This is a genomic window from Flavobacterium sp. S87F.05.LMB.W.Kidney.N, from assembly GCF_004366435.1.
Taxonomy (GTDB): Bacteria; Bacteroidota; Bacteroidia; order Flavobacteriales; family Flavobacteriaceae; genus Flavobacterium.
On the sequence record NZ_SODX01000009.1, the window covers coordinates 33116 to 55309 of the forward strand.

The 22194-nt window shown below is 33.7% G+C and carries 13 protein-coding genes; 7 read left to right on the plus strand and 6 right to left on the minus strand.

The window, feature by feature from the left end; all coding sequences use genetic code 11:
- Positions 1 to 492: 492 nt before the first annotated feature.
- From EDB96_RS20820 to EDB96_RS20835, 4 genes are all read left to right on the plus strand, one after another.
- Positions 493 to 1080, plus strand: coding sequence for a TetR/AcrR family transcriptional regulator (locus EDB96_RS20820; RefSeq protein ID WP_057115010.1), 588 nt, complete (start codon positions 493 to 495; stop codon positions 1078 to 1080).
- A 66-nt stretch (positions 1081 to 1146) separates the two neighbouring features.
- Positions 1147 to 1956 carry an SDR family NAD(P)-dependent oxidoreductase gene (locus tag EDB96_RS20825; protein WP_134142889.1) on the plus strand — a complete coding sequence of 270 codons (810 nt, stop codon included), beginning with the start codon at positions 1147 to 1149 and terminating at the stop codon, positions 1954 to 1956.
- Positions 1957 to 2191: 235 nt separating this feature from the next.
- A complete protein-coding gene (locus tag EDB96_RS20830; protein ID WP_134142890.1) occupies positions 2192 to 3178 on the plus strand; it encodes a hypothetical protein in 987 nt (328 codons plus the stop codon).
- 2 nt (positions 3179 to 3180) lie between these two features.
- Positions 3181 to 3831, plus strand: coding sequence for a hypothetical protein (locus tag EDB96_RS20835; protein WP_134142892.1), 651 nt, complete (start codon positions 3181 to 3183; stop codon positions 3829 to 3831).
- A 94-nt stretch (positions 3832 to 3925) separates the two neighbouring features.
- On the opposite strand, the gene EDB96_RS20840 is transcribed toward EDB96_RS20835, so the two are convergent.
- From EDB96_RS20840 to EDB96_RS20865, 6 genes are all read right to left on the minus strand, one after another.
- Positions 3926 to 4180, minus strand: coding sequence for a hypothetical protein (locus EDB96_RS20840; protein WP_134142913.1), 255 nt, complete (start codon positions 4178 to 4180; stop codon positions 3926 to 3928).
- Positions 4181 to 4564: 384 nt separating this feature from the next.
- Entirely contained in the window at positions 4565 to 4876 is a 312-nt protein-coding gene (locus EDB96_RS20845; RefSeq protein WP_134142894.1) for a hypothetical protein, read from the minus strand.
- Positions 4877 to 5214: 338 nt separating this feature from the next.
- Positions 5215 to 5676, minus strand: a complete 462-nt coding sequence (locus tag EDB96_RS20850) for a hypothetical protein (RefSeq protein ID WP_134142895.1) — start codon at positions 5674 to 5676, stop codon at positions 5215 to 5217.
- 2 nt (positions 5677 to 5678) lie between these two features.
- On the minus strand, positions 5679 to 9185 hold the full coding sequence (locus EDB96_RS20855; RefSeq protein ID WP_134142896.1) for a DUF6443 domain-containing protein: 3507 nt from the start codon (positions 9183 to 9185) through the stop codon (positions 5679 to 5681).
- A gap of 23 nt (positions 9186 to 9208) precedes the next feature.
- Positions 9209 to 15235: a DUF5977 domain-containing protein gene (locus EDB96_RS20860; RefSeq protein WP_134142898.1), complete on the minus strand. Its 6027-nt coding sequence runs from the start codon at positions 15233 to 15235 to the stop codon at positions 9209 to 9211.
- A 1-nt stretch (position 15236) separates the two neighbouring features.
- Complete coding sequence (locus tag EDB96_RS20865; protein ID WP_243839392.1) at positions 15237 to 16865, minus strand: T9SS type A sorting domain-containing protein; 1629 nt, start codon at positions 16863 to 16865, stop codon at positions 15237 to 15239.
- A 372-nt stretch (positions 16866 to 17237) separates the two neighbouring features.
- On the opposite strand from EDB96_RS20865, the gene EDB96_RS20870 reads away from it, so the two are divergent.
- From EDB96_RS20870 to EDB96_RS20880, 3 genes are all read left to right on the plus strand, one after another.
- Positions 17238 to 18137, plus strand: a complete 900-nt coding sequence (locus EDB96_RS20870; protein ID WP_134142899.1) for a carbohydrate kinase family protein — start codon at positions 17238 to 17240, stop codon at positions 18135 to 18137.
- A gap of 172 nt (positions 18138 to 18309) precedes the next feature.
- Positions 18310 to 20490, plus strand: a complete 2181-nt coding sequence (locus EDB96_RS20875; protein WP_134142900.1) for an HAD-IIB family hydrolase — start codon at positions 18310 to 18312, stop codon at positions 20488 to 20490.
- Positions 20491 to 20618: 128 nt separating this feature from the next.
- Complete coding sequence (locus EDB96_RS20880) at positions 20619 to 22151, plus strand: glycosyl hydrolase family 32 (protein WP_134142901.1); 1533 nt, start codon at positions 20619 to 20621, stop codon at positions 22149 to 22151.
- Positions 22152 to 22194: the final 43 nt, after the last annotated feature.

Below are 22194 nucleotides of genomic sequence, written 5' to 3' on the forward strand. Positions count from 1 at the left end.
CATTTCAAATAAACTTGGATTAAATTTAAAATTAAAGAAGAAGGTTCTGCTCATAGGAATGTCGACATACATATCTATTTTGGATTGTCTCACCTGATACTGCGCTGGTTGGAGCCTGCGTATACTATTAAAAAACTTTTATTTGTGTGCGCGGCCGTGTCGAGAGCAGAACTTCTTATTTTAGGAAGTCTAATGAATATTGCCACTTTTTGTTAAAATCTGATTTCCATCAGTAACTTTTATTTATCTTTTGGAATAATGTACAAACAATGAATCTAATAAATTAGATCGTGGTTTTGGAAATGAAAAACGAAAAAAAATCGAGCGAATTAAATTGAAAAAACTGCGTTAAGTCTAGTGATTTCAAAAAGTCTTTACTTAAATTAACTCTCACTAAAAATCTTAAAAACAAATAATTAAAAAATTAATCTCATAAATATTTGCATATATGACCAATCGGTCATATATTTGCATCATCAAATACAACCTATCATGACAAAAGGGGAAGAAACCAAACAATTTATTATAGAAAAAGCCGCTCCTATTTTCAATACAAAAGGAATTGCTGCTACTTCTATGAGCGATATCATGGAGGCTACGAAATTGTCTAAAGGAAGTATGTATGTTCATTTTGAAAATAAAGATGTTTTGGCCTGCGCTGCCGTAGACCACAATATGAAAATATTAAGCACTAAACTTCAGGCGCAATTAAGTCAGGGGAAAAGTGCCAAAGAACAGCTTTTTGCTTATATCGATTTTTTCAGCAATCCACTTAATCCACCTGTTAGCGGCGGCTGTCCGTTATTAAATTTTGGAACTGAGGCCGATGATACTAATCCGATTGTAAAAGAAAAAGTGAACACAGGCATTAAACGAGGACAACAGCTTTTATCTGCTATAATAGAAAAAGGAATCGCTGATGGAGAATTTAATCCGAAATGGAAAGGATCAGAATTTGCCACTGTGCTTTTTGCCATGCTTGAAGGCGGTCATTTAATGTCCCGTATGTCTGGCAATAATGACAATATGAAAACAATAGAAGAAACACTTAAAAAAATTATATCTGAAAACTCGATATAATTTTTTTTACCATAAAAATGACCGATCAGTCATATTTAAAATTAATTAATTATAAAAACAATTACCATGTCAAAAACAATTTTAATTACAGGAGCTTCAAAAGGATTTGGAAGAACTTGGACAGAAGCTTTTTTAGCTAAAGGATACAATGTAGCAGCAACTGCTAGAAATTTAGACACTTTAAACGATTTAAAAGAAAAATACGGGAATGCAATTCTGCCATTACAACTAGATGTAAATAACAGAGAGGAATCTCTTCAAGTAGTACAAAAAGTAAAACAGCATTTTGGAACGATTGACGTTTTAATAAACAACGCAGGTTACGCGCTTACCGGCGCGATTGAAGAAGCTAGTGAACAGGAAGCAAGAGAACAATTTGAAACTAACTTTTTTGGAACTTTGTGGTTAACACAAGCCGTTTTACCTATTATGAGAGAGCAAAAAAGCGGGCATATTATTCAAGTTTCTTCTATTTTAGGATTGGCAACTTTACCAGCCACAATGGGACTTTACAGCGCTTCAAAATTTGCTATTGAAGGTTTAAGTGAAACTTTAGCTTCGGAAGTAAAACAATTCGGAATCCATGTAACCTTATTAGAACCAAATGGATACGCATCTAATATTTGGCATACTGGAATTACCAGCAAAAGTTTACCTGCTTATGACGAAATTAAAAAAGCAATGACAGCATCAGAAAATATATTCGGAAAAGTAGAAGCAACTGCTTCTGCAGTCGTAAAACTAGTCGAAAACGAAAATCCTCCTTTACGATTATTACTTGGAAAAGTGGCACTTCCATTCGTAAAACAAAGCTATGAACAAAGATTGGAAAATTGGGAAAAATGGAATGACGTTTCTGTTGAAGCTCATGGATAAATAAATCTTGATTTATAGCATTTTCAATTACAAAATTAAAAGTTCCAGAAAAAAACTGGGACTTTTTTGTTGTTAGAAAAAGCTATATTTCAAAAAGTCAATATCTAAAATTTGTTAAATCGTACGTAAGAAATTTAATATTTTATGTAAATTTGATTAGTACCCAATTGTAAAAAAGCATTTTAATGCTGTTTACAAATCATAATTAAATTCATAACTTTAAATACCACAAGGAATGAAAAAATATCTTGCTATTACATTTTGGGCAATCTACATGTTCTTTTTTGCAATTCCTTTTCCGATGCTGATGTATTATAATATCAATGACGAATTTGATATTAATGCATTAAATGATAAAAATCCGTGGCTGGCGCTCTGCATAGTATTTTTATCAATAGTAATATGGCTGATTATTTTAATTGGATATTTCCAAAAATGGATATTGCAGGTTTTTATCACAAAAAGAAATTTAGAAGCAATAAAAGAGACTGGTGTAAAAAGAGAAGCAAAAATTATAAATGCTGTAAAAATTTCAAAACCAGCATCTAAATTAAATACTTACGAACTTGAGTTATTGTTTAAAAATCTTTCTGATACCGAAATTACCCATAAAACAATTATTACGGATAGTAAACCTCAAGAACATCGTTTTGAAACTGGCAAGAAACTAAACTTACTGCTCAATAGAAATTCTAAACAGCTACCCCATTTTATTATTGCAACGACAAATGCAGGATTCAATTATTTGGGTTTGGTATTAAGACTATTGAGCTGGATAATTGTTATAATTGCTGTAGCTGGTTATTATATTTATGCTTATAAAACTGAAAGTCAAGGTATGGGCTGGCGCTTTATGAGTTTTGGGCATCCGTTAATTATTTGCCCAATTGTAATTTTATTCTATCGTTTTCTTTTACGATTTATCTTGAGCAAACTAACCGGTCTAAACGATGATTCTGTTCTGATTAAATTTAAAGGAATAAAAACTGCGGCGAGATTGATTAATGTCAGTCAGACGGGAACATATATTAATGAACAACCAATGATGCGTTTTGAGCTCGAATATAAAGACAACAAACAGCATATTCATAAAAGCAGTTTAAAGAAAGTTATTGGACTTCTAGAACTTGATATGACCAAACAAAAAGAGATTGAGATTTTTTATTTACCCGAAAATCCAACACAAATTGCTTTTGCAAGCGATTTAAACAATATTGTATAAATATGAGAAAACTAATTATAGGAATGGTTTGCGGTTTATCATTTATAAGCTGTAACCAAATATCTAAAAGTATTGATGAAACATTTAAACCCAATGACACATTAGTAAATAAAGAAAACAAAAAACAAGAGGATCAAACAATTATCAATAATCCTGCGAAAGTAAATTCTTCAACCGAAAAACGAGCGCTTCTTTCAGATATTAATACACTAATAAAAGCAGAAGAAGAACTTCGAAAACTGCCACAATATAATGGAAAAGAAATTTTCGTTTATTCAATTCTATATTTTTATGATAACGGAATTATAAATGTTATGCTTCAGCATCCTGAAAATCCGAAATATGTTGATGGTTACGAATACAGGGATAATAAATGGTCGGAGCCTAGACCAATTCAGCTATCTGTTAAAGATGATATTCAAGATCGTTTAATTTCCCTGAATAAAATCAGTTTTGTAAATGCAGCTAAAATGTTTGCCCTTTACAACAAAAAAGCCGAAACTATCCAAGGAGCTGTACCTGCAGAAAATGTATATATTGCAATCTATAAAAATCAAATTCAATGGTATCCAACTACTATTAGCGGCAGCCGTGAAAGATATTCAATACAATTTAATGAGGATGGTTCGCTAAAGAGTTTTAAGCAGGATTAAAGTTACTTTATTTAAAATTTATGAAATTTATACAAAAAAGCTGCGCAAAGTCAGAGACATTTGTACAGCTTTTTTATTATGACTTTGATAGCATCTACCCTTTACTTAATACACTAATTGTATTGGCTAGATCTTCTTTCATAATAAAATCCTGAATGAATTCTTGTACTTCTCTTCGTGCTTCAATTTTTGTCTCAAATGAATTAATATGAAATTCGTCATCTTGATCGCTGATATGTATAATTTCAGTATATCCCTTAGAGATCAAACTGCCTTTTAATTTAATAATATTGAACTGTTGATTTCCGTTCAGTTCCTTACGTACCTGTAATTGTATAGCTTTTCCCATATTTAAAAAATTTTCACAGTAATTAGCTGTCATTCAATTATAAATTTATAATAATTAATGACTGGAAATAATATTTTAACACAATTCGCAATGTATTATTTATCAACAGTTTATGAACATATTTTTTTAACATATCCCAATAGCATTATGCAATTTTTTAAGAATATAATTTTAAGTATAAATGTATAGTTTTGCTACCAACACATCTGTAACACCTAGTTGGGTTTGACTTCATTTTTCATTTTAAGGCATTATAAAATAAAAAAACAGCCCGAAGGCTGTTTTAGTTTTTACGCATAATAATATAAATATCTGATTTTCTGTAGATGTTAAATGAAAAAGTTAATCACAAAAAACATCTTATACATTACGAATTACAATTTACTATTTAACTTCCTTTATTCTATTTATAAAAGGAAATGACTCACTATACTCAATTAGGACAAAATCACCAATCTTATAATTATTATCATAGCTAGGGTTACTATATTCCTTACCATTAATATTAAATTCATAATAAAAATTAGATGCATTTGTTAAATAACCTCTTCTTAAAAAATTCTTCTTATCAATAATTTTTCCTGTTATTGTTTTAGTAGTAACAAAATTTAATAATGGTCTATAAATTAGTACATTTTTATTTAAAAAAATTAGTACTAAAAAAATCAACAATAAAAGTGTTTTTTTCTTATTCATTCGTTTGTATTTTTTTTAATTGCATCAACTGTATTTTTTGTAAACCCATTTTTCGTATTTTCAACGCTTTTGTTTGTAATATTTTTTACACCATTAGCTAATTGTTTGCAAAACTTGGATTTTGATGTTAAAATAGCTCATGTCGGGCGGGCGGGCGTCTTGAATCGTTACTTATCATTTTATTAAGGTTTCCTAGCAAAAACAGGCTAATCTGAGTTCTATTTTAACAGTTTGGTACAGTTTAAAGTGCTATAAAAGCAAAAGCCACTCAATTACGGAGTGGCTATTTACTTTAATTGAGTCCAAAAGCGAAACGCTTAAAGTAAAGGAGTTGTATTTTAAAAGTTACTCAAGTTGATGGTTTGATTGTCTATACATGAAGCTATAATTGAATCATTAGTTATAACAAAATCATCAAATATTTCAGGTAAATAAAACTCATTTAAAATTTCAAAATTATCTATCTCTAGTTGAATTACTTTTAATTCAGAAGCAATATAAATCACATTACCTTTAACAATAAAATTAATAAAGTAGTCATCTAATTCTATTTTATATATGATTTCTTTTTTTACAATATCTACAATAACAAAATTAAAGTCAACTCCTAAACCAAATCTCATCAAATCAATCTCTTTTACAACAGGTAAAATAAAATCTCCTCTCCAACCAAATTGAAAAACACATCCATTCCATTGAATTTCTCCGAAATTGTCGTCTGATGTTTTCTCAAATAAAACAATAGAATTTTGCTTATTTTTAAATTCAGCTCTTTTTATTCTTTCAAATTTAATATTCATATTTAATGTTTTAATTTAGGAATAATAGTTGATACAGCTGGAGTAGCATCCATATTACCTGCTTTATAGAAAAAGCCTACATTTAATGCATGCTCACCAACTTGTACCTGTTTTGTTATTGTTGTTCCATACGGAGTAATCTTCGTACTTATTTCAGTTCCTGATGAAAATGCTCTATTAAACAATCTTATTAACGCAACTCTAGAAGCTTTGCCCATTTTTGTTAAATCACTTAAATTCTGTAAAGACCTTCTCGTATTATCAGGAGACGAAGTAACTTTCCCAAGGAAAAAATCAAACTTTTCTGCTGCAACAGTGTAACCCTCTGGTGCAAACTTTGCAAAACTTCTGGTATTTGAAATTCCTACACCTGTAGCACCGAAACCTAATTCGTAAAGCTCTTTGATAGGTTCCATCTGCTTAGCCCAAATATCGCCTGCACCTATACTCGAATGAGCTTCACTATAATCCGTTGCCCATTGACTAGCATTATCTGTCATCTGTCTAGCATCGTTACCAAAAGCATTATCAACCCATTTACTAGCTGAGTCCGCCATACTTCTAAATTTAGCTCCCCAAGAACTTCCTTTTTTGGGCGGGTCAATACCATTGGTATGGCTTGCAATAGCCACATTAGCATCAACTTGTTCTCCCGTATCTTTATTTTTATAAATTCCTTCATCCCAATCATAATAATTTCCAGATTGTCCAGCTTCGGCTTTTCTACCATCTGGGTCTATAAAAAATACTGGATTATCAAGTGCATAAGTATATGGAGAAAATCTTCTTGATATTTCTGCTAATGGGTCAATGTTCATCCAACGTCCAATTGCGGGGTCATAATTACGTGCACCATAGTCGTACATGTTAAGCCCCAGCTCGTCTTGCAGTTCCTTGCCATTGTATTTATACTTATTTACACCAGCTAAATAATCATTATATCCTTTATGCTTTAATCCAAAAGGATAATAATTATTTTCTTCAATAATTTCAAGAACTTGTGTTGTGGGGTTCTTAGCATAACTCAAGCGAACGTTTCCTAAATGATCTTTGTATTGAAAAACATACGAAAGTGCACCGTCTGTATTCTTCACATAACCTTCTGCTGTCGGGAAAAACTCTAAAACATTGTCTTTGTACTGGTAGCCTCCTAAATAATTGGTTGTAGTGGTTACGGCACCTTCGGTAACAATTTTCTCAATTTTCTGCCCTGCTGCAGTGTAAAAATACTCAATACTTCCAGTTGTTCCAAATGTTATTTTCTTTGGTAAATTTAAATGATTGTAGCTTATGACTGTAATGTTTTTGTTTTTGTCGGTAATCATATTACCATTATCATCATAGCTGTAATCATCGTCTGCTTTATTTGCATCATTAAATCCGCTCACGTTGTTAGAACTATCCTCTACTTTGGTAAGCTGGTTAGTGTTTGCAGTATATGTATAGACTAAATCATCAATGTCAATATTTCCTACCTGAGGATCATAATCTCCTTTACGGCTCAATGTTTTAATATTACCATTTTTATCGTAAGTCAGATTTTCATCGTAAGCACTTGTAGTTACACCGTTTTTCTCGTAAACTGCATTTTTAAGGCGGTTTAGGTTATCATATTTATACCCGTAAGCCCTTTCTGATACATCCGAAGCTGTTTTCCAGAATGTTTCAGAAATATTACCATTATACAACGCGTTTACACCTGCTGCGCTAGTCTGAACAGTGTCGTAATTAATTTTAAAAGCAAATAAGTCAACTGGATCAGTATCCTGCTGTAAGTTGCTGGTTTGGTTTATTGCGGTAAGCCAGCCTCTTATATTATACTTAAAGTCTACTTTTTGTAGCGGGTCTCCTGTATTGTTTCCAACCTTTTTACTTTCCAGCTGCCCCAGCGCATCATAGGTATTATCTGCAAGCAGTTGTACTGCACCGCCATTTATTTGGTGTGTATGGATCAGCAGACGATCTTGAGGCGAATACGTAAATTCTTCTCGTACTGTTATTTCTGTATTTCCAGAAGTTCTCTTGTGTTTTGTAATGGAATACAGCGTTTTGCCTGCGAAATCAATTTTACTCTCACTTGAAGTGTAACCTCCTAAATAATTCTGAAGATAGTTTTTTACAGGTCTGGCTTTGTCATCATAAAATATCGTACTCGTTTCACCGGCTGTAGAAGATGCTGCAGTTACTGCTCTTGTCCAGCTGCCCGAAGCCAGACCTTTAATATTTGCTAAAACCGCTTGTCCCTCGACCGTGCTTGGAACTGGCTGTGCGTTAGAAAATTCGTAATTATCATAATAATTAACTGTGAGCAGTTTAAAATTTGTCGGTGCTATTACATTACTGTAGTATGCTTCGATTCCGTCAATGTTTCCAGATGTCTGCTTAGTTTCAAATAAAACTGCAGCAGCATTCTGGGCATCCTGCAAAGATTTACGAGTAGCAGCATTTGATGTCTGGTTACTCCAGCCTGTATAAACCGGTCTGCTGAAAGCATCATATTTAGTGATAATCCAGCCTGCAGCCGTGTCATCTTTAAAAGGAGATAATGCTGGTCCTGTTGCAACCGGCCTGTCTAATTTATCGTAAACAATAAATTCCCATTGTTTTCCAGGCAGTTTTTTCTCTACCAGACGATTTTTATCATCATACTTGTATTGGTAGCATAAACCGTTTAAAACATCTGCAGTAATAGTCCCTTCGGCCATTGGAGGAATTACATAAGTCAGGTTTCCGTAAATATCATAAACATAATAGGTATCGTGTTTATCGCCTGCATCATAGGTTCTTTTTAAAACAACCTGGCCTTCTTTATTCTTAAATTCAACCGTAGATCCAGAACCTTCTGCAGGGCTTGCAGTTGTATTTTCATCATAAGTTACATTTTTATACAACTGGTTTTCTGCATAATATCCGTCATCTGAAAATGAAATATCGTACAAACCAGAACCAGCGCTCCAGGATGTTGATGCCTGATACAACTTTACCTCATCTGCAGTATTGCTCTGGTACTCTAATTTTATTTCATGTCCATTTCCCATTTCCCACGAAGCTCCTGGAGCTGCCTGCTTTAGAACTCTGTTTAAGGGAGAGGATTCTAATTCTTTTTGTGAATATGGGTTTGATGTGTTATACATTCCGCTGTAAAATGAAATTGATGAGCTTAGAGCGGTATTAAAATCAATTTTAGAATAGTTAGTTCCGTTATTTGCTGCTGCATAAGGAAGATATTCTTTTATTTGTCTGCCAAGTCCATCATATTCAATTGGCGTAATAAGATCTTGCCCCTGTCCGCCCTGTCCTATAATCTGAGTTTGAATGGGGCGGCCAAGCCCATCAAAATAGGTCAGATTCTGAGTCATTTCTTCTTTTGTCAGCGTGTTTAAATTTGCCGACTGGACTGCTTTTTTGGGTGCTATCGTATAAATAAAGTTATCATCGCTGAAGGTCTGAGCTTTTACATTTACTTTAGCAAAAAACAGTAAAATTAGTACTAGTATATATTTTTTCATTTATATTAAATTTTCTTTTACTATTAATTTCTAACAATGTTTACAAGTTCAACACTTACAATACTTTTTGCATTTACTGAAATTGCAAAACTTTGATCTGCCATTTGAGGATTGACCACTACAGTAGAAGACTGAGTGGATTGTTGAGTTCCTACTAAACGAACATATGTTATGTTAAAATACAAAGTTGCACCAGAATGATTTGCTGTAGAAGCATATACATCAAGATAAAGTAACTTAGCTGTGCTGCTAAAAAGATATTCATAAGTAAAAGTTACCGGCTGAGGAATAGCTGTGCAAGTTCCATTTGTATTAGCATAAACCTGTCCATTATTATTAACATCGGCTTGGGCCTTGTTATCTGCATCTTCCTGAGAAATAGTAGAGAGGCGTGCACCATATGGTAAAGAGTAAGTAACTGCACCTCCTGTATAATTTGCTCCACAATTATTTCTGGTAAAAGTGCCTGATTTTGCAGCACTAAAGAAAGTACAAGTCGCTTCTTCATTTGCCCACCTTTGTCCATAAGTTTCCATCGCATCTTCTGCCAGCTGATCTGCTCGACTTTGTGAAATAGTACTTGTATATTGACCATATCCTATATTGTAAGTATAGGTTCCAGGGTCTGTATTGGCTGGGCAGTTATTCCTGAAAAATGTTTTGCTAATTGCTGCATTATAGAATGTACAATTCCCGTTTGCATTGGCATAAGCTTGTCCTTCATTAAGAAATTTAGAATATCCTAATGCATCTGCATCTGCTTGAGAAATTGTAGATGTAGAGACCCCAGCTCCTTGAGTATAAACTACTGTTGAGCCCGTTCCTCCTGAAGCACAATTATTTTTGGTAAAAGAACCGCTTTGTGCTGCACTATAATAAGTACAATATCCATTAGCATTGGCATAAGCTTGTCCATCTGTAATAAATTTAGAATATCCTAAAGCATCTGCATCTGCCTGTGAAATTGTTGAACTTAAAACACCCCAGTTTTGCCCATAAGCGACAGTTGAACCAGCACTTCCTGAAGGACAATTGTTTTTAGTAAATGATCCATATTGGGGAGAACTGTAAAAAGTACAATATCCATTTGCATTGGCATACGATTGACCATTAGCATTAAAGAAATACAATCCTAATGCATCAGCGTCTGCCTGTGAGGATGTCGATGTCATAAAACCAGCAGGCTGAGAGTATGTCACGGTTGATCCATATCCTCCGGCAGCACAGTTATTCTTGGTAAATTGACCACTCATTGCGGCACTATAATATGTACAATAACCATTTGCATTAGCATAAGCCTGACCATCAGCATAAAACTTTGCTAATCCTATACCATCAGCGTCAGCTTGTGAAATATTAGAAGATAACACTCCGCTATCTTGAGTATAAACTACGCTTGAACCTGTTGATCCAGGACTACAATTATTTTTGGTAAATGAACCGCTTTGTGCAGCACTGTAAAAAGTACAATACCCATTGACATTCGCATTAAATTGACCATCAGTATTAAATTTAGCAAGTCCTAAAGCATCTGCATCTGCCTGAGATATTGTTGATGTAACTGCTCCTGCCGCTTGGTTATAAGTGACCATTGCACCATATCCACCAGGGGGACAATTATTCTTAACAAAAAAATTACTTCGTGCAATGCTGTAATATGTGCAGTATCCGTTTGCATTAGCATATATCTGACCATCACTAATAAACTTTGAATATCCTAATGCATCTGCTTCTGCTTGAGAACTTGTCGAAGTAACAACTCCAGCTGATTGACTGTAAGATACACTAGAACCTATGCCTCCTGAAGCACAATTATTCTTAGTAAATGATCCGCTTTGAGCAGCACTATAATAGGTACAGTAGCCATTGGCATTCGCATAATTTTGACCATCCGTAATAAATTTAGAATATCCTAAAGCATCTGCATCTGCTTGAGAAGTCGTAGATGTTAAAGCTCCTGCTGATTGACTGTAAGCAACAGATGACCCTACTCCCCCAGCCGAACAATTATTTTTGGTAAAAGAACCATTTTGCACTGCACTGTAAAAAGTACAATAACCATTCGCATTAGCATAAACTTGTCCGTCCGTATTGAATTTAGCCAATCCTAATGCATCTGCTTCTGCCTGAGAGCTTGTTGAAGTAACAACTCCAGCCGCTTGACTGTAAAATACACTTGAACCTGCTCCGCCCAGAGCACAATCATTTTTGTTAAATGTTCCACTTTGGGGAGAACTGTAAAAATTACAATATCCATTTGCATTGGCATAAGCTTGACCATCAGCATTGAACTTTGCCACACCTAACGCATCTGCATCTGCCTGAGAAATTGTCGAAGTTAAAATTCCAGCGGCTTGGCTATAAGACACACTTGATCCAGTTCCTCCCGCAGAACAATTATTTTTAATAAATGAGCCGCTTTGGGCAGTGCTGTAATAAGTACAATATCCATTAGAGTTGGCGTAAGCCTGTCCATCTGTATTGAATTTAGCCAGTCCTAATGTGTTTGCATCAGCTTGTGAAATTGTAGAAATTGCTACCCCTTCAGCCTGATTATATATTACACTTGAACCAGTACCACCAGAAGAGCAGTTATTTTTTGTAAATGAACCGTTCTGTGCTGCGCTTTTATAAATTACAACACTACCTGATGAATTATCTCCACAGTCAATTGTCTGGCCTTTATAATTGTAGCAGTATTTCTGAAGTATATTTAAGTCTTTATCCTTTACAAATCTTAACCTGCCGTCTTTATCATATTCATAATAAGAAGATAATCCCTTTGGATCTGTTACACTTGTTACTCCTACAAGGGGATTGTAGGTATATGTTGAGACAAATGCGGATGGAAGAGAATCTCTAAACGAGTTTAATGCATTTCTCAACAACTGTTCTGAACAATTACCAGATATACAATTATCATTGTCACTATTGGAAAGAGTCTGCAAATTTGTGATTATTTCTGGGGAAATAGAAGAATAAGCTACATTATCAATTTTAGCGATTGGCTGTGTCTTATTGTATCCCCATACAATTGAAACCGGAATTCCACTCTCAGGAGTATACTGCAAAATATTTCCTTTATCATCATATAAATCATAGGTTATTTTTTTATCAGTAGAAATATCTATTCCTGCTGCTCCCTTATTCGCATATACAGCTTTAGGAAGTAATAAATTATTTGTAGAAACGCTTTTATCATAATTAGTTAATTGCTCTGACACTTTATTTCCACCTTTAAATGTCTGCGTGTTTAAAGGAATGCCAATCATGTAAGCATTCTTTAACTCATTTATAAATGGTTTGGAAGTCATTTCTGGATCTCCCGCATAAAAATACTTTGATTCTAAAACCTCGCCCTTAGAATTGGTAGTTGTTTGAGACGACAGCTGAAGATGCGAAGGATTATAATTAAAATTTGTTGTGGTCACAACCGTCCCTATCAAACTATTTGACGAATTATAAAAATAACTTGATTTCTGCGTTGTTTTTTGATAATACCATAATAAAGGCACCCTAAAACTAACGGGTTCAATACTTTGCAAAACTTCAATACCACCGTCAAGAAAATAGGGACATGTTGGAGTAAAAGGATCAGAAGAATTTTCTCGAATATTTGTTGTTGAATTACGAAACATCTTAAAACCAACATAAAAAGAAGTGTTAGAATTATCTTCAAAATATGTGTTTTTTTCTTCTTCGACTATATAGTTATTGGCTCCAATTGTTTTGTATATCTTTTTTGAAAGAGCTTTTCCTCTTTTCCATGTTGTAGAAATTTGTACTGCAGGACTACCGAGCGGAATTTCATCTCCTCCTGTAGTAAACTCATATTGTGTAAAACCATTATTGGTTTGATTTTTAATATCAACCTGCTTTTCTTTTACATATTTATAAACAACAGAATTTCCTTCTATACCAAACCTTGAATTTGAAGAAATACTATAAGTACCTTGAGAATTTAATCCTGGCATGCAAATTGCTCCTTCAACATCACATGTGTAATAATTATAGTTAGTAAAAGTCTTTGTTGAAAAAGTAGTGGTCATTTCATTAATCAGTTTCCCACTTGTACGGCTTGCATCATTTATATCTGAATAATCATATTCTTTTTTTAACAATAGTGAGTTGTTATCATCATAATTTTCAATATTCTTAATTCTTAAGCCTGCACCTAAAACATTTTTAAGTGTTGCGTCATTATTAACATATTTAAGCTGTAGATTCTGAACACTGTAATACTTTCCATACACTTCAACTTCAATTGTACCAGACTGAGGTAAAGAAATCGAAACATTATATTCTTGTCCAACCAGACTTCCTGAATTATAGACCATACTTGATCCAGAAAATATTCTCACCTTTGCATAGTGATATTTAAGTAAAGTAGGATTATCTCCTACAGGCTTATTTAATTTAAATGTCAGGGTTCCTGTAGCGTTATTGGCTACATAAGGGATGGATACATAATTAACACAATCTTCAGGATTTGTATTCAAACAAATGTTGCCATCATCAGGTCCTGGTCCTTCTTTTACCGGTACTGTACCTCCTGTACCTTGAATTAGATTGCTATTTACTATTACTGGAACGTATTTATTAAAAATGTCAACTCCATAAAATTGATTATTTTCATAATTAAATCTAGTCCAACCTTTTGTTCTATAGTGTATTTCTTTTAAAATTCCTGCCTGAATTACCGATGTACTAACGGAACGATCTGCTTTACCAACTTCAGTAGGATAAGGAGCACTTAGATAGTGTTTTGGAATCAAATCAATATTATTAGTCATACCATTATTGTAACCAAAATAATCCTGCCCTTTTGATGTTTTGTTAGGCAAAGAAATTGTTGAATAGATAAATTCTTCCTCATTTTCTCCAAATAAATTTGTTAGACGATCTAATCTTAATCTTTTATCATTGTAAGTGCTTCCTGTATTGAAATAAGAATATTCAAATGTATATCCCTTAATACTTTCAAAGCCATCAAATGCAATTTGTTGAATTTCGATTTTACTTAAATAACCATTTGTAGCTCCATTAAACAAGTCTTGTCTGCCAATATTTTTTGTAAACAAAATTCTGGACTTTCCATCGTTAAAATAAATTTCTTTTATTTTTTTTAGCGTTGTTTCTGTATTACTGTTCTCGTCAATTACTGCGCCTACGGTATTTGTAGTAACAGGACTTGTACAAGTAGAACCATAAGTTGTTTTCTTTGTAATTTCAACTCTTTGCGAAAAACTCTTGTCTGTTAGAACTCCATCGTTCTGATAAACAAAAGTTATTTTGTTATTAGATGGGGTTTTAATTTCATCCACATACCAAGCACTAATATAGCGATCACTGTGAGTCATTGATCTAACAGAAGATTCTGTTGTGTTAAGCGTGTAAATGTTTCCTTGTGAATCCGTAATTTTAAACTTTAAATTTGCTCTATCATTACCAATCAAATCAACTTTAAAAGCATTTGGAGGTATTGTTACAACTTCATTGCTGGAGAAATTTTTTATATAAAAACTTCCATTGACAGTTGGAGATGAAAAAACATATATATCCTTAACTCTTGATTTATCTAGCTCAGGAGATATGGAAGCTATCGCTTCATGTTTATAAGGATGAAGTTTAAAGTAATTAATAAGACCATCCGCGTCTGGAATCTCATCTACATAAAGATTATTCTCATCAATCTCATCTCTTGGGCTTAAAATAACCTGTGCACCAGCATTCAAGTTCCAGCCAAGACCAACCCATGTTGCTTCCTGGTTTACCTTAATTCCAGAAGCATGATAGTCTAAAGATATTGGTAGTTTAAAATCTTTTGTATCAATAGTATATAATGGTATTGAAATTCCAGGAACTCCAGTAGATAAATCTACAGGATACTCGCCATATTTTAAAAATGCCGCTGCCTCAGGAGACTTGGGAACAAAATCGGGTTTCGGAGTATTTGTGCTCTGTGCAAACAAACATTCAGAAAAACTCAAAAACAATATTAAAGACAGCAGAAAACCTGACGCCTTTTTGAAAAGTATAAAATATTTCATTTTATTTACCTGTTATTCTTTTAATTACTTTAACCGATTCGGTTTTAACATCGGTCTGGATTTTAATAATGTAGATTCCTTCAGCATAGTAACTTAAGTCAACTGGAACCGTTCTACTGGAGATTTCAAAATTCTGTAGTGTGCGGCCTAACATATCCACAACACTTGCTGTTCCTTTATTAAAATCATAGCCGATAATCACATTGGTATAAGTTGAAACTGGATTCGGGATAGCTTCAATGCTTGCTTTAACTTTTTCTACCTTGGCTTTGTCCTTTAATTTTACAACCCAGAAGTCATTAGAGCCGATATTGGAATTTTTATCTTTTGATGAACCAGAATTAGATGTACCAGCCATCAGATAACCGCCGTCACGAGTTTCTATTAACTTTCTAAGAATATCTTCTCCACCGCTTCCAACAGTCTTACTCCAAATTTCTTCTCCTTGATCGTTAATTTTTAAAGCTATATAATCGTTAATACCATCTTTTTCTTTAGCAATCAAACTTGCTGCTTTTGACATTAACCCGCCCCCTGATCTTGGGCCAGAATTACGTGCATGACCGCCGATTAAATAAGTGCCATCATTGTTTTCAACCAGCGATGTTAAAATATCAACTTTTCCAAAATCAAATGTTTTACTCCAGACAACCTCTCCTTCTTCATCCAGCTTTAAAATCCAATAATCAGTTCCATTTCCGACGATGCCACCTTGACTACTCAATGCACTAGAACTGTTTGAGTTTCCGCCAACAATATAACCGCCGTCTTTAGTCTGGTGTATTACATACGGCTGGTCATCTCCATCTGCGCCATAGGTCTTCTGCCATTGAATTTCTCCTGTATCATTAAGCTTTAAAACCCAATAATCACCAGCTCCTTTATTTCCTTCTGTTTTATCGCCTGAAATAGGTGAATTCGAATAACCTGCCAGAATATAACCGTTATCCGAAGTCTGCTCCATACTCCTTAATAAATCTGCATATTGACCGCCATAGGTTTTCTGCCATTCTATAACACCTTGCTTATCTAATTTAACGATCCAATAATCCATATTTCCTCTGCTTTTTTCTGACTTAGCATAAGGATCGGTTATTAAGGATTTTTCGTCAAATTTTGAAGTTGAGATAGAATTCGGACTTGAGCTGGAAGAACCTCCAAGGATATAACCTCCATCCTTGGTTTGAAAGGCACAGAGTAATTCTTCCTGACCATTTCCTCCAATTGTTCTCTGCCACTGCTCGTCTCCCGCTGCATTAAGTTTAATTACCCAAAAATCGGAAAGACCTTTACAATTTTCTTTCTTTTGAAAACTCTTAGCTGAGCTTGAAGTTCCTGCAAGAATAAATCCGCCGTCACTGGTATTTTTGATACTTTGAAGCATATCAAAACCGGAACCGCCAAAACTTTTCTGCCAGTCCAGTTCTCCCTTTTCGGTCATCTTCCAGATCCAATAATCTAAATCTCCATGATTGTCTTCTGCCTTATTTCCCGTTTTATTAGAAAGTGAACTTCCAGCCAAAATAAAGCCATAATCGGCTGTTGGCTGGGCATCAAAAAGGTAATCAGCATGTGTGCCTCCATAGGATTTTTCCCAAAGTATATCTTGAGAATGGATAATAAAAGACACAAAAAAAAGTAACAGTAGGTAAAGTTTCCGCATAAGCATTTTTATATAATTTGGGGTTATGTAAATTATGCTGCCAAAATAATTTAATAATTTGGTATTTTTTTACGGCTTTCCGTAAAAATTTAACTTTTGTTGATTGTTTCTTATAAAGGAAATAATGACTTAAAAAATTAAGGATTTAAAAATTTTCAAGACAGTAACTTATTAGCAATGGCTTAAACTAAAATTTTTGAATAAACTGAATTTTAGTTAACAATCCAAAAATTCAAAGACATCAATCAAGAATTGAGTTGCATATACCACCTATCTTCACTATTTTTATAAAATTGCAAAATCAAAATTGCTTGAATACATACAAAAAGATAATTTATAATGATTAACAACAAAAAACTTAAAGCAGTAGCTTTTGGAGAAGTATTGTGGGATATTTTTGGAAATGAAAAAAAAATCGGTGGCGCTCCGCTTAATGTTGCACTTCGAATGAAATCATTAGGAGCTGATGTAAATATGATAAGCTGTGTCGGCAACGATATGGATGGAGAAGCGATTATTGCTGAGGTAAAACGACTGGGATTAGATACAGATACGATTTTAACATCAGACGATTTTCCAACAGGATTGGTAAATGTAACTTTAGACGAAAGTAAATCTGCAACTTATGAAATTCTATATCCATCTGCTTGGGATAAAATTATTCCAAATGATACAGCTAGAAAATCTGTTCAAGAGGCAGACGTTTTAATCTACGGAAGTTTAGTTTGCAGAGATGAGGTATCCAGACAAGCACTTGAAGAATTATTAATTACGAATGCTTATAAAGTTTTTGATGTTAATTTAAGAAAGCCTCATTATACATATGAGATTCTACAACAATTAATGCAGTCTGCTGATTTTATAAAGTTTAATGATGAAGAAATAACAGAAATCAGCCAGGCTTTAAATTCTCCTTTTCATACTTTAGAAGAAAACATGAATTTTATCTGTTCTTTAACTAATGCAAAAGCAATATGTGTAACGAAAGGTAAAGACGGAGCATTATTGCTATGGGACAAAAATCTTTATTCAAATTCTGGTTATACCATTAAAGTGGCCGACACTGTTGGTGCTGGAGATTCTTTCTTAGGCGCTCTAGTGACTTCTCTTTTAACTGGCAAAGAACCGCAGGTAGCTTTAAATTTTGCTTGTGCTACAGGAGCCTTAGTAGCAGGATCGGATGGTGCAAACCCTGAAATTCCTTTAGTGGCTATTGACGATTTAATAAATAAAAATTAGCACTAAATTAAAATTTATTAATATAAGCCCGATATCTCAATATCGGGCTTTTTTATAGTTATAACATTAGAAAATGCACGGAAAACATGGGAAATATGTAAATTAAAACTGTAATTATTTCTACTAAATCAGCATGAGCATAGTAACTTGGCGATTCAAACAATAATGAAGAATGATGAAAAAATTACGAATTTCTCTTATAAATATTCACGGACTCCTAAAAGGTTCTGGTCTTGAAATAGGACGAGATGCCGATAATGGAGGACAAACTAAATACATTTACGAATTAGCAGAATTTTTATCACAACACGAAGACGTAGAACACGTTCACCTTTTTACAAGATTAATTGACGATCCATCTCTTTCTCCCGAATACGCAGTTCCAGTTGAAATTATCAATGAAAAATTAGACATCAGACGAATTCCGTTTTTAGGAAAAAAATACAAGGCAAAAGAACAGCTTTGGGAAGGTTTGGACACTTTTGTAAATGGCGTTGTACAACATATTAAACAGTACAACATTTTTCCCGACTGGCTGCATTCTCATTATGCCGATGCCGGATATGCTGCTGCAGAATTATCAGCAATTTTAAATATTCCTTTTGCTCATACAGGACATTCATTAGGTTTCTACAAAAAGAAAAAATTATTAGAAAGCGGACAAATTGAGGAAGATCTTGAAAAGAAATTCAAATTTAAAGCAAGAATGGCGGCTGAAGAAAGAACCTTAGAACTTTCCGAATTTATTGTTACTTCAACCGAACAGGAAATTGAAACTTATAAAGCTTACAAAAATTTCGAATTAGGAAAATACCATGCGATTTCTCCAGGAATAGATACAAGAAAATTTGTTCCGTATTATTTTCAAGAAGGTGATTCTGAAAAAAATATGGAAGAAATACAGCGAAAATACTGGGTTTCAGAAAGCATTTCAAAATTTCTTACCAATCCGCATAAGCCTATTATTCTAGCACTTTCAAGGCCTGATCGTCATAAAAACTTGAACACTTTAATTGAAGTTTACGGAAAAGATAAGGAACTGCAAAGCATTGCCAATCTGGTAATTTTTGCAGGTATCCGAAAAGATATAGCCAAAATGCCAGAATCGGAAAAAAATGTTTTGACTGACTTGCTTCTGCTAATGGATAAATACGATTTGTACGGAAAAATGGCAATTCCTAAAAAGCATGATGTCGAGAATGAAGTTTCTATTATCTATCGATATGCCGCAGAAAAAAGAGGTGTTTTTGTGAATTTGGCTTTGCATGAAAATTTCGGTTTGACCGTTATTGAATCAGCAAGTTCTGGACTTCCTGTGGTTGTTACCAAAAACGGAGGACCATCAGAAATTATTCCCGTCTGCCAAAATGGAGAATTAGTAGATCCGCAGGAAGAAAATCAAATTAAAAAAGCGCTTCGAAATATTTTAACAGATGAAAATCAATGGAAATATTATTCTAATAATGGCGCTATCAATATTCAAAAACATTACAGCTGGGTAAGCCACGTCAATCAATATGTTGAATTGATTAATGAAAATTTATCGCTTTCTTCTGGAGCTGGAATCAAAAAACAGCATTATCCCAATATTAATATCAGCCGTTTAAAAAGAAAAATCGATCATTTGTTAGTTTCAGATATCGACGGAACTCTTATTGAACCTAAACTTGCCAATCCTGGTTTAAAGGAATTAAAAAAACATCTTATCAATCGTACGGATAAAATGGCTTTTGCAATGGCTTCTGGACGAAATTTAGATTTGGTCAAAAAAGTAATTGACGAAGAAGAATTTCCTCTCCCCGACTTTATTATCTGCTCTGTTGGGACCGAAATTTATTATACCAACGGCAAAGATTATATTCTTGACAAAGGCTGGGCAAAATTTTTAGCAGGAAGATGGAAAAGAGATGACATTGTAAACAGATTGAAAACTGTTAAATGGATCAAACTACAGGAAGAAGAAGCTCAGAATCCTTATAAAATTTCTTATTACTATGAAAAGGAAAACTACGATCATGAAGAACTAATCCGCGTTTTAGGAACGGGCTGGTACAAAGTAAATATAATTCCGAGTCACGGTCAGTTTTTGGATTTTATTCCGAAGAGAGCTTCTAAAGGAAATGCTATCAAGTTTCTATGCCGTAAGTGGTCTATTCCGTTGTCAAATGTCATTGCGGCAGGAGATTCAGGAAATGATGTAGATATGTTTAGAGGTCCTGTAAAAGGAATTATTGTTGGAAACAGAAGCGCCGAGCTGGCAGATTACGAAACAACAAAAAGCATTTACGTCGCCAAAACTGCAGCATCTGAAGGGATTTTAGAAGGATTGAAACATTATAAAATCATTAAATAACACGCTGGTTCTTAAACAATAGACATATAGAAATATAGATTTTATATTATTGAGTTGATAAAAAATGAATGCATATATTTCTATGTATTCAAAAAATAATTACACTAACAGATTAAATAAGTAATAAAATGTATTCAGGTTCAGGATTTAGTAGTTGGGAAATTGGAGATGTTGATGTATTTATAGATGAAAAAGGAATTCACCATTTATTTCATTTAATTATTCCAAATCACGATTATATTGCTCATGCAGTATCAAAAGACGGTCTTTCGTGGAAAAGGGTAAAAAACGCCTTATTTGTAGGTGATCCTGGAGAATGGGATGATGATATGTTATGGACTATGCATGTCAGCAAAAAATCAGAAGGTGATGGTTACGAAATGTATTATACTGGCTTAAAACGTCAAGATAAAGGGATTGAACAGAAAGTTGGCCGAGCAATTTCAACCGATTTAATTACTTGGAAAAAAGAAAACTTATATGGACTTCCATTTAAAAGCGAAGCTCCGCATTATGAAGGAAAAAATAATAATCCGCGAGAATGGATTAGTTTTCGAGATCCTTTTAAATATCAGTATAAAGGTGAAGATTATCTTTTAATTTGTGCTCGAAGTGCCTCTGGGCCAATTTATCGTCGAGGATGCATTGGTGTTGCCAAGAGAGAAAAAGACGTATATGTGTTGCAAAAACCGCTTCATATTCCATACGTTTATGACGATGTGGAATGCCCATGCGTTTTCGAAATCAAGGGAATGCACTATCTTTTAGGATCTATTAGAGAAGATATTAAAGTCCGTTATTGGTCTGCTCCTGAATTTAAAGGCGAATATTTTGCTTTTCATAATAATGTATTGCTGCCACAAGGAAATTATGCCGCACGTGTTGTAAAAGATGGTAAACACTTTTTGGTCTATAATTTTTATTTCGCTGACGGAAATGTGAACACACACCGTGTTATTCCGCCGCCAAAAGAATTAGATATTGATAAAAGCGGAAGACTTCTTTTAAAAAGCTATTATTACTGGGAAAAACTTTATCAAAAGACCATTCTACAAAAAGATCTGCCTCATCCTTTGCCTATTTTAGGAAATCCAACAGCCGAATTTGTTTTAGAGAATGAAAATAAATGGCGCTTTGGCTGTCGAAGCGGCTACGAAATTTATGGTTTCGAAAAACCATCAAGCGATTTTGTCTGGGAAGGAACTCTTGCTGTTGAAGGAATGGGAAAAACCGGCTTTGTAATTGAATGTGACAAAGAAGGAACAGGATATTATATTTCGATTGATTTTATGAATGGCTTTGTTCAGTTTAGAGCTTGGGGATTTAATGAAAAAGACGTGAAGAACAATTTTATCTTCGAAAATATTCAAACCAATCAGTTTGAAATTGGAGAAGAAAAACAAATCTATTTTAAGATTATCCGTTACGGAAATTATTACGAACTATCAATCAATGATATTGTCAAATTAACTTTGTTGGATTTTAAATACAACGAAGGAAAAGTTGGAATTTATGTCTGCTCGGCAGTTATCTCTATAAGCGATTCAAAAATTCATGTAATTCCAGAACCAGAAAATGAATATGCAGCTTCAGATCCAGAAAAATATAACGAAGATTATAATAGAATTATGCAGTTAGATACGCGTACAAATACGAATTAACTTTACAATTTATCAGTATGAAAAATCAAATAAAAAGAATTAT

Excerpts from the sequence above, each read along its gene's own strand:
- EDB96_RS20820 (WP_057115010.1), top strand. The coding sequence starts at position 493 with ATGACAAAAGGGGAAGAAACCAAACAATTTATTATAGAAAAAGCCGCT.
- EDB96_RS20825 (WP_134142889.1), top strand. The coding sequence starts at position 1,147 with ATGTCAAAAACAATTTTAATTACAGGAGCTTCAAAAGGATTTGGAAGA.
- EDB96_RS20830 (WP_134142890.1), top strand. The coding sequence starts at position 2,192 with ATGAAAAAATATCTTGCTATTACATTTTGGGCAATCTACATGTTCTTT.
- EDB96_RS20835 (WP_134142892.1), top strand. The coding sequence starts at position 3,181 with ATGAGAAAACTAATTATAGGAATGGTTTGCGGTTTATCATTTATAAGC.
- EDB96_RS20840 (WP_134142913.1), bottom strand. The coding sequence starts at position 4,180 with ATGGGAAAAGCTATACAATTACAGGTACGTAAGGAACTGAACGGAAAT.
- EDB96_RS20845 (WP_134142894.1), bottom strand. The coding sequence starts at position 4,876 with ATGAATAAGAAAAAAACACTTTTATTGTTGATTTTTTTAGTACTAATT.
- EDB96_RS20850 (WP_134142895.1), bottom strand. The coding sequence starts at position 5,676 with ATGAATATTAAATTTGAAAGAATAAAAAGAGCTGAATTTAAAAATAAG.
- EDB96_RS20855 (WP_134142896.1), bottom strand. The coding sequence starts at position 9,185 with ATGAAAAAATATATACTAGTACTAATTTTACTGTTTTTTGCTAAAGTA.
- EDB96_RS20860 (WP_134142898.1), bottom strand. The coding sequence starts at position 15,235 with ATGAAATATTTTATACTTTTCAAAAAGGCGTCAGGTTTTCTGCTGTCT.
- EDB96_RS20870 (WP_134142899.1), top strand. The coding sequence starts at position 17,238 with ATGATTAACAACAAAAAACTTAAAGCAGTAGCTTTTGGAGAAGTATTG.
- EDB96_RS20875 (WP_134142900.1), top strand. The coding sequence starts at position 18,310 with ATGATGAAAAAATTACGAATTTCTCTTATAAATATTCACGGACTCCTA.
- EDB96_RS20880 (WP_134142901.1), top strand. The coding sequence starts at position 20,619 with ATGTATTCAGGTTCAGGATTTAGTAGTTGGGAAATTGGAGATGTTGAT.